We start from the raw sequence: 9,873 nt of genomic DNA, 5'->3' as shown, positions 1-9,873 counted from the left end.
CTACAGGTCAGATCAGTACCCAATTGCAAAGCAGTCATGGTGCTACCCAGCTTAACTTAGGTAAGCTCAGTCATCCCAAAGACAAAGACACCAGTGAAGATCGTGGTGAAGGTTTTGAGCTGAGAACTGACCAATGGGGAGCAGTTCGAGCAGGGCAAGGTTTACTGCTTTCAACCTACAAACAAGACCAAGCCAAAGGTGAACACTTAGATGCTGAAATTGCTAAGAAACAATTAGAAGGCAGTCACACCAACAGTAAAGCCTTAAGTGACATTGCTAAAAATCAAAAAACTGATGAAATTGAATCGATTGAGCAACTCAAAGCTTTTGCAGAAGAAATTGAAAAAGATGTTGCCAAGTATAAAAAAGCCATCATGTTACTCAGTTCTGTTGATGGGATTGCCTTAAGTACCCCTGAAGATATCCATCTTTCAGCCACAGGCATCATTAACTATACTGCGGGCGATAGCATCAACTTGAGTACCCAAAAGAATCTTTTGGGGCAAGCTTTAGGCAAAGTGAGTCTATTTGCGGCACAAGGTGGCATTAAAGCCATTGCAGCGCAGAGTAAAGTTGAAATTCAAGCGCAGTCAGATGCTTTAGATGTATTTGCCAAACTGGGGATTACCATCTCGTCTACAGAAGATCGGATAGAAATCAGTAGTCCAAAAGAAGTGTTGATTACAGGCGGTTCCTCACAGATTGCCCTAAATGGTTCAGGGATTTTCCCCAAAACAGGCGGTAAGTTTGAGGTCAATGCTGGGCAGCACACATTTAAGCCGGGTGCCAGTGTCAGTAAATCAGCACAACTGCCGCCATCGAATCCACTCAAAGGCGCACTCGACTTATTAAAAAGCTATGGTGGGCAAGACTTCTTTAAACAAACGGGCTTTAAAGTGATTGACTCATTTGGCAAGCAAGTTTCTGGCAAGCTGGATGGCAATGGTTTTGCCCAAGTGACAGGTATTGCACCTGGCCCTGCCAAAGTTGAATTTGAAACTGATCCACGGAGTGCATGGGATAAAGCAAGTCATTTTAACCGTGATTATACTTGGTCAGAAGAAGTGGTCGGTGGTGCCACAAGCTTTGCACAAAATACATTAAATTCAGTGGGACAAAATATGATGTCCCAACTCAAAAACAATTTATTCACTTTGAATGCTGACTCATTGAAAGATATGGGCAAAAACGCTTTAAAAGACTTAGGCACACAAAGCTTGGGACAATTTAAAGAACAATTTACTCAAAGTGCATTAGGTTCCGTCTCTTCAGCATTGAATTTAAATTTATCTCCGTCACAGATGATGAATGTAGGACAGATGATTGCTAATCCAAGTCAATCCCTACAAAACATTAAAGATCAAGGCATCGATTTCTTTAAAGACCAAGCCTCAGCATTGTTTGCTCAACAGACCAGCGGTTTGGTTTCTAATATGACTGCTGGAACAGGATTTGGGTCGTCACTGGGGCAAGGTTTTGTTGCAGAGTCATTTGGCGCTGCTCAAAATGGGCTAGATGCCCCAGTGAAAGTGGTGGATGATTTTATTAAAAAAGATGAATATTTCTCTCGCTTCTTAACCTATAGCATTACCACTCGAAAAGGCGATGCATCAGTACCTACGATCCCACAAAATATTCCTCAACAAATCAGTCAGCCTGCGCCAATTTTGACTCAACAGACTCCACAAGCGACAACACCTGTTGAAGTGAAAAAACCGCAGTCGATTTATGATATGGATAAGGATGTGGTACGGATGGATCTGGAAGAGTCTCGTTATGTCACCAAACAAGTGACTGTGCGAAAAACGACTGCTGAACAACCAGATGTATATAAAACACGCGAAATAAATAATTGAACATTTTTTGAATTTTAATTGATTGAAATTAAATTAAAAATTAGAACGTATTAAGGTTAAGCTTATGGCATTTATAGACAGTAAAAATCAGACCGCAGGGTCAAATACACAGCAACAACCAACCGCTAAAGAGACCAAGCCCGCGGTAGAGTTGGCAGTATTTAATTTGGCCAGCCTGACGCATACAGAAGACCATAAGTTTATCGCCCATCAAATCCAAAACTATTTACAGGCTTGCGGAAATACCAGCCTAGAACAGATCAAAGCAAGCGCCAATGTAGCGACAGTCGCCAATATCTTTGCATTATCCGGCAGTGTTTTAGACCTTATTTTATTTGCCACTGAACCCAAACAAGCTGAGGCAGGCGTACAACAATCGGCATTGTTAAGCATGAACTTAATCGGTTTATTTTTACAACCGAATACAGAAGCACATGTGCGTATGGCTTTACGTCCTATGCTGGGTTTAATGGCCGAATGTTTATACCCAGCCAATGGCAAAATCAAAGAAGCTGATTTACGTCAGATGCAGCTACACTTAAATGCGCAGATGGCTGGCGATTTAGAAAAATTCCTACAAGAAACACAAGGTAAATTATCAGGTTTATTGTCGAGTGCTACGACACTAGGGACTTCAATTCTCCAAGCCTTTAGCAGTAGTGCTGTAGCTGGATTACCCAGCGGTGCTTCAGCGGGAGCAACAGCTGAAAAACGTGATCCCAGCAAGCAGTTTAGCAACTGGGCACAGCCATTGATTGATTTGTTGGGTACACCTGCACAAGCTGATATGACCGCAAAGATGACCCCGAATATCGCAACACGATTAACAGAAGAAGTGCTTAAAGCGACACCACAACTTGCTACAGTGATTCAACAACAAAGCAATGCAGGAACTCAATATAGCCTTGCTTGGTTGATTCAAGAAACCCTAAAAGTCATCCAAACTCAAGGTAAAAAAGCCACAGCCAGTGTGCCGTTAAACCAAACAGGCGAACATGAGCAGCATATCAATGGTGATATTTTAGAGTTTGTCACCTTACAAGCGAATGCTTTAAATGACCCGAATTGTTCTGTAATAAAACTACCTGATTCAGCAACCAAACATAGTATCAGCTATGCGATTGGTGCTGAACGAGTCAATCATTCAGATTTTTATTTACCCAAAGTTGGTTTTGCCTTTAGTCGTCAATATAACTCTCAAATGCATGAGTTTGACCACAGTATGATTGGGGCACGTTGGATGATGCCATTTTCCAATGTGATCATACAAAACCAAAATGGGTATTTATTTATCGACAGCAATGGACGTAAACATCAACTGCCTGCTTCGATCGTTTATGAAACATATCAGGTACCCTTTGAAGGCTTTAGTGTTGCGCCACATGATGATGGGGATTTATTGCTGAATTTCGGTTCAGACTGGAATTTCCATTTTCATAGTTTTAATGCTGGAAAACATTATCACCTCGTTCAACAATTTAATGATCAGACTGATGAAAAAGTGGTTCAGACCTATTTATTATTTGAACAATTTGCCTATTTACAAGCGATTGATTTCCAATTGAAGCGCGCTAAACACTTAGTCAGGTTTGCTTTTAATGAACAAGCCAAAGTCATTGCAGCATTTGTCGATGATCAAGTGGAAGCATTGGCACGTTATGAATATGATCAGCAAGGCAATCTGATCAAAGCCATTGATCAAAATGGACATAGTCGCAGTTATGAATATAACCATGCCCATCAATTGACCCATTATACCGATCGTACTGGACGTGGGCAAAATATTCGATATGAATCTACCGCACCCAAAGCCAAAGCGATTGAGGAATGGGCAGATGATGGCAGTTTTAAAACCCGTTTAGAATGGCATCCACGTTTGCGTCAAGTGGCAGTCTATGACGCTTATGATGTTCCGGCCTATTATTATTTTGATTTAGATGGCTTTACCTATCGTATTCGTTTAGCCGATGGTCGTGAAAAGTGGATTTCTCGAGATAGTCAAAAACGGATTACGCGTCAAATTGATTTTGCAGGCTTAGAAACAGAGCAAGTTTATAACGATCAAGATCAATTGGTGAAAATTGTACAGCCAAATGGTGGTATCATCTTGTTTGCCTATGACGAAGAGGGTAACTTAACCGAAACCAAAGACCCAGAAGGCAGTATCTGGAAAACTGAATATGATGCTGATGGCAATGTTAGCAAAAACATTAATCCTTTAGGGCATACTACCCAATATAAATATAATAATGATAATCAATTGGTTGAAGTGATTGATGCCAAAGGCGGCTCAAAGAAAATTCAATATAATGATCTCGGACAGATGGTGTCGTATACCGACTGTTCAGGGAAAAGCAGTGCTTGGGAATATGACAATGAAGGTATACTAACCGCGCAAGCTACTGCTGATGCACAACAGGTTCAGTATCTCTACAGTACTCAAGGTAAAGACCAAGGACAGCTACAAGCAATCATCTATCCTGATGGCTTAAAAGAACAATTTGAACATGATGAAGAAGGGCGTTTACTTAAGCATACCGATAGCAAAGGTTTAATCACCCAATATAAATACAATCAAGTCGGGCTATTAGAACAACGGGTCGATGCCAATAGACACCAAATCGGCTACCAGTGGGATAAGCAAGGTCGAATTCAAAAACTAAGTAATCAAAACCATGCAGAATATTTATTTGACTATAATCGTTTTGGGCAATTGGTACGTGAACAAGCCTTTGATGGTGAAGAAAATCACTTTACATACCATGATAATGGATTTTTATTCCAAATTCGCCAACCGAATATTCTGACTCAATTCAGTTATCATATGGATGGGGCGATTGCATCAAAGACCTATACCCATTTGCAAACTCGGCATAGCCAAGTTGAAGAATTTGAATACAACTTAAATAACCAACTCAGTAAAGCGACTAATACAGAAAGCCAAATTGATTTTTATCGCAATCAACTCGGACAGTTGGTACGTGAGCATCAACATTATAAAGTAGCAAATCTAACCCCACTCACAGCAGTATTACGTTATGAGTACGACGAACTGGGGAATTTGACTCAAACCATTCGTCCTGATGGGCAAGTACAAGCCAATCTAAGTTATGGATCGGGGCATATTTATGGCATTGCTTTTAACCAACAAGATATGGTGGCATTCCAACGCGATGATTTACATCGTGAAACCACACGACTGCTGGCCAATGGTTTAGTGCAAACTAAGAATTATAATGATGTGGGCTTACTCAGCTCACAAGTCATTCGCCCAGAGCAAGAAACAACGGACAGGGTACAATTTCAAGCAGAACGTCATTACCACTATGATAACAACTACCTACTGACTCAAGTTGATGATAGTCGTTTAGGCAAATTAAATTACCAATATGATCCAATCGGGCGTTTAATTAAAGCGCAAAACCCGTATAGTTCTGAAAGCTTTAGTTTTGATCCTGCGGGGAACTTAATTGATCCAATTGCTACACAAGCTGCGCAAGTGAAAAATAACTTGATTAGCCAGTATCAAGGCAAACATTATAAATATGATGCACAGGGCAATGTGATTGAAACCACTCAAGCAGGTCAGACCTTAAAACTCACTTGGGATAACTTAAACCGTCTGATTCAAAGTGACAACAATGGTCAAATCACAGACTATGGTTATGATGTTTTTGGTCGTCGATTATTTAAGAATAACCAAACAGACCACAGTTTAACTTTATTTGGTTGGGATGGTGATCTAATGATATGGGAGTCATATCAAGCAAACCAAAATCAATCAAAACAGCAAGACTACACCAAACACTATGTCTATGAACCGAATAGCTTTGTACCGTTATTACAGACTGGTTATACAGGCTTTATTCAGCTGATAGAAACACCTGACTATCGTCAATTCCAAAATGTACCTTATTCGATTTATAAAGATCCTGTATGGAAAACTGAAACCAGAAAGAACAAAGCTGAATTAGAACGTGTTACCTTTTATCACTGTGACCAAGTCGGTACACCACAAACTTTAAGTAATGAGCTAGGGGAATGTGTTTGGGAAATCAAACAGGATACATGGGGCACTGCTTTAGAAATTAATACAAGCGATAATCTGCTTGAGCAAACCAATTTAAGATTTCAAGGGCAATATTACGATAAAGAAACAGGGTTACACTATAACCGTTATCGTTATTACGAGCCTTATAGTGCAAGATACATGAGTAAAGATCCGATAGGCTTGAATGGTGGTTTACATCAATTAGCTTATGTGAATAATCCTCTACAATGGGTTGATGCTTTGGGATTAAATGGGGAGCCAAGTCTTCCGAATAGTAAGATAGTCCAGCAAAGTGGTATTACTATAGAACATTATTATTTTGGTAATGATCATTTACCAGCACATGCACATGTCAATGGTGGTGGAAAAACTGTTAAAATAGGTGCAAATGGTAAACCATTAAAAGGAGAACCTGCTTTGTCATCAAAACAGCAGCAAGTTGTAAATGAGAATTTGTCAGTAATTAGAAGAGATGTTAATAAAATTAATAAATATTTAAAATTTCAAAATTATGGTTGTACATCGTGTAAACCTAATAGCACTTCAGCTAAATCTACTGGAACAACCTTAAAAGCTGTAGGTATAATGAGTTTTGTTCAAAGTGCTATGCATATTTTTACAATTCCTCAATGTAAGGATAGCTCTTTATCAAGTAAATGTTTTTGTGCTATGGAGGCAGAAACTTTAGGAGTAAGCTATGAACAATATTGTGATCCATATGGTTTGGAAACCATATATTAGGTGAAGACATGAATGATGATTATATTTGGGTTATACAAAGTAGTGAAAATTTAAATGTTATTGGATGTTTTATTCAAAAGAATGAAGCTGAAAAATATATTTTTGAAAATAAACTAAAATGTATGCTTACTAAATACCCTGTAAATATTACAGTTTATGATTGGGTAATTCAAAAAGATTTTTGGCAACCAAAAAGTGATTTACAAAGAAATAGTAAATTTAGAGCCAAATTTAGTAGTGCATATTTAGAGCACGAACATTATTTTCAAGAATAGCAGGCTATGGAAATATGATTATAAGGTGTTTAAATGTGAAGAAATACATAGTCAAAAATAATTAAATAGAAAATATCTTGAAGATTTTTTATTTATTATAAATAAACATATTATTGCTTTAATCTAACTATCACCACCTTTGTCAGACAAAACAAAAAAGCCCTGATATTGTCAAGGCTTTTTTGTTTTGGTGGTTGGACAGTGTAAGTATTCAATGAAAAAACCTTACAATGGCATTCTATAAGCCTTAATTTGGTCCATGTAACAGTAGCAGGTTCAAGCCTTAAAGAAGATCCAGTTAATATTTTTAAAAAAGCTTATGCTGGTGAGGCAGGAGTTAGTTACAATGGCAGTATTTTAGATTTGAATAGGTCTAATTCATATAAGGTTAAATAATGGTTATGATGTTAAAGATTAAATATGTTGTATTATTTTGTGTTTTTATTAGTGTTATTTCATGCACCCAAAAAACTGAAAGAATTGGTTATATTGATCCTCTTGATTTTACATCAAAGGTGCTTAAAGGAGTGAATTATGAATATGTGAATATGCTTAAAAAAGAAAAATCCGAAATAAATTTTGTGTATGTTAAAAAAACAGATATGGGAAAAATTTATTTTAATAATAATGTTGTTAATAAAATAAAAAAAGAAGGTTGGAAAGAAATTAGCCCAGAATTCCAAGATCAAAATTTGTTTTGCTTCGGTTCTAATAATATGATGAGTGTGGTTTATCCTACGAAAGAAATTTATCGAAACTTAAAAGGGGATACTTTAACAATTAAAAAAGAAAATTTAGATAAATGGGTGATTTCCTATATCTATAGTTTTCATGGGTTTGATGAGTGTAAAACATAGTTTCGATATTTTTAAAAATCAAACTTAAGTAGAGTCTAAAGATATTTTCTTTGAGTGGTCAAATAGGATTGGAAAAAGGGGTTGGTACAACTATATTCGATTATTCTGAAACGGAAACAGGTAGCAAGCCTCTTGAGTTTAAATTCATTAAGGTAAATAACAAATGATAGATTGGATTAAGATTAGCTTATTAACAACTCTAATTTTATGTGTAACTTCTTGTACTAGTACTAAAGAAACTCAACAAGGTAAATATTTTACTAATATAATTAATTATTATTTTGGTGGTTATAGTCCAAATGAAAAAGTTTGGGTCGATAAACCTTACAATAAATATGCAATAGCTGAAATCAAGAAGTCAAAATTACCATTTGATAACTTTAAAAAAATACAAGTTAGGCTTGAAAATGATGGTTGGAAAATGATTTCAGATCAAGATAGCTTTTATGAATTTTGTTTAGGAACGACGATTTATATGGGGATATTATACCCTATTAACCCTCATCATTATGGCTACGATGGGGCTGAAATTAGATATGAGAATATAGATGAATGGTCAATCGGTTTATCTTATAATGATTTAAGTGTTAAACATTGTCGTTAAGATAAACTCCCAGTTATAGAGTTGGAATAAATTTAAAAAAACTATTTGGAATTCATAATAATATCTAACTTTAAAGATTTTGTGTAATATATTTAGTCATTATTTTTTATAAATAATGAATAATGAAGTGAAATTTTAATGTAAAATATATTTTATTTTACTTAGGAAAAATTACTGAATTTTATACAATAGAGCTAATGCGTTCATTTAGGGGATTATGATGAAAAAACTTATTTTACTATCAATTATTTCAACAATCTTGTTAGGTTGTAATGAATCAAAATTTGAATAGGGTCAAAGCTTAGAACAACTAGAAAATAAAGTAGATGTAAATAAAGCTAAGTATTTAAAAGAAATGCAATACATTTTCTCAAATTATGATTTAGTTTCATATGATACTCAATCAGTTAGATCTTCAGATTTTTTCTATTTTATAGAAAAAATAGGTTCTTTTAATAATGAGATTTATTTGAAAGAGGTAAGACCAAGGCTTGCTCAAAAGGGGTAGGTCTTGGTTGAAAAGAATAATTTTAGTGAGCTTTTCTGTAAACAAAATCAAGCAATTGGTGTAACATTTTCAACTTATAAAAAAGAAATGGATGGAGTCAATACTGGTCATTTTACTTATCAATTTTATAAAAAAGTTTCAATAACTTTAAATTATACTACTGCTAAAAATAATATAAGCTGTGTGGTAAAAGATTAATAGTAGTGCTTACATTCAATAGCATACGATAAAAAAACTTTTATATACTAAATACAATTAGCTGTAGGAAAGTAGCAGTTGGATTAATAGGAGGAATGTATAGTATAGAGTTTCGCTTTGATCAAGTGGTAAACAGGAATTAATAAAGAATTAGGTAAATATTTTGAGAAATAGATATGAGCTTGCTGAGTTTTATTTAAATAAATCTGCTAATTATTGTTTTTCACCAGCCCACTATTCACTAGGTTATTTGTATTATTTACAAGGAAATTTAATAAGTGCTAAAAAATGGTTTACTTCGGCGAAGGAACTTGGGGATAATTTAGCTGCACATCAGTTAGGCACTATCTATAAAAATGAAAAAGAAACAGAAAAAATGATGGAAAATTTATTGTTTGCTGACAGTAATGGTTTTACACCCTCTATTACAGAATTAGGAGTAATTTATTATGATGGTACTTTAGTTAAAAAAGATTTAAAAAAAGCATTTAATTACTTTGAAAGATCTGCTTTAAAAATGATCCATTAGCTCAAAATAATTTAGGATGGATGTATGAGCATGGTGAAGGAACTGCAAGGAATGTAGATAAAGCAGAATATTAGTATAAAATAGCTTCAGAGAATGATTTTAGTTTAGCTACTGAAAATTTAAAGCGCTTAAAAAATATTATTATTCAAAAGGATATTACTAGGCGAATTCAAACATGAGGTGCGACAGTTTGAAAAGTCTTATGATAATCAACAAGCTGAGCAAATTTCTCTAATGGTGTAAGCCAATCTAAC

At 35.5% G+C, this 9,873-nt stretch carries 7 protein-coding genes; all 7 read left to right on the top strand.

Annotation, left to right across the window (positions count from 1 at the left end; translation table 11 throughout):
- Positions 1-1,856: type VI secretion system protein VgrG (locus ACG94X_RS16480; RefSeq protein WP_419384767.1), on the top strand; the 1,856-nt coding region annotated here is incomplete at its 5' end.
- 64 nt (positions 1,857-1,920) lie between these two features.
- Positions 1,921-6,648 carry an RHS repeat-associated core domain-containing protein gene (locus ACG94X_RS16475; protein WP_419384766.1) on the top strand — a complete coding sequence of 1,576 codons (4,728 nt, stop codon included), beginning with the start codon at positions 1,921-1,923 and terminating at the stop codon, positions 6,646-6,648.
- Positions 6,649-6,656: 8 nt separating this feature from the next.
- Positions 6,657-6,923, top strand: coding sequence for a DUF7710 domain-containing protein (locus tag ACG94X_RS16470; protein ID WP_419384765.1), 267 nt, complete (start codon positions 6,657-6,659; stop codon positions 6,921-6,923).
- Between the two features lie 395 nt (positions 6,924-7,318).
- Positions 7,319-7,780 (top strand): hypothetical protein, encoded by a 462-nt coding sequence (locus tag ACG94X_RS16465; protein WP_419384764.1) that lies wholly within the window; start codon positions 7,319-7,321, stop codon positions 7,778-7,780.
- Positions 7,781-7,943: 163 nt separating this feature from the next.
- Complete coding sequence (locus ACG94X_RS16460; RefSeq protein ID WP_419384763.1) at positions 7,944-8,384, top strand: hypothetical protein; 441 nt, start codon at positions 7,944-7,946, stop codon at positions 8,382-8,384.
- Positions 8,385-8,895: 511 nt separating this feature from the next.
- On the top strand, positions 8,896-9,090 hold the full coding sequence (locus ACG94X_RS16455) for a hypothetical protein (RefSeq protein WP_419384762.1): 195 nt from the start codon (positions 8,896-8,898) through the stop codon (positions 9,088-9,090).
- 163 nt (positions 9,091-9,253) lie between these two features.
- Positions 9,254-9,619, top strand: coding sequence for a tetratricopeptide repeat protein (locus ACG94X_RS16450; protein WP_419384761.1), 366 nt, complete (start codon positions 9,254-9,256; stop codon positions 9,617-9,619).
- Positions 9,620-9,873 lie beyond the last annotated feature (254 nt).

This window comes from Acinetobacter psychrotolerans (assembly GCF_048552595.1).
GTDB lineage: Bacteria > Pseudomonadota > Gammaproteobacteria > Pseudomonadales > Moraxellaceae > Acinetobacter.
Note: the sequence above shows the minus strand (reverse complement) of the source record. Positions and strands in the feature narration are given on the sequence as shown.

Coding starts and splice junctions, on each gene's coding strand:
- ACG94X_RS16475 (WP_419384766.1), top strand. CDS start 1,921: ATGGCATTTATAGACAGTAAAAATCAGACCGCAGGGTCAAATACACAG.
- ACG94X_RS16470 (WP_419384765.1), top strand. CDS start 6,657: ATGAATGATGATTATATTTGGGTTATACAAAGTAGTGAAAATTTAAAT.
- ACG94X_RS16465 (WP_419384764.1), top strand. CDS start 7,319: ATGGTTATGATGTTAAAGATTAAATATGTTGTATTATTTTGTGTTTTT.
- ACG94X_RS16460 (WP_419384763.1), top strand. CDS start 7,944: ATGATAGATTGGATTAAGATTAGCTTATTAACAACTCTAATTTTATGT.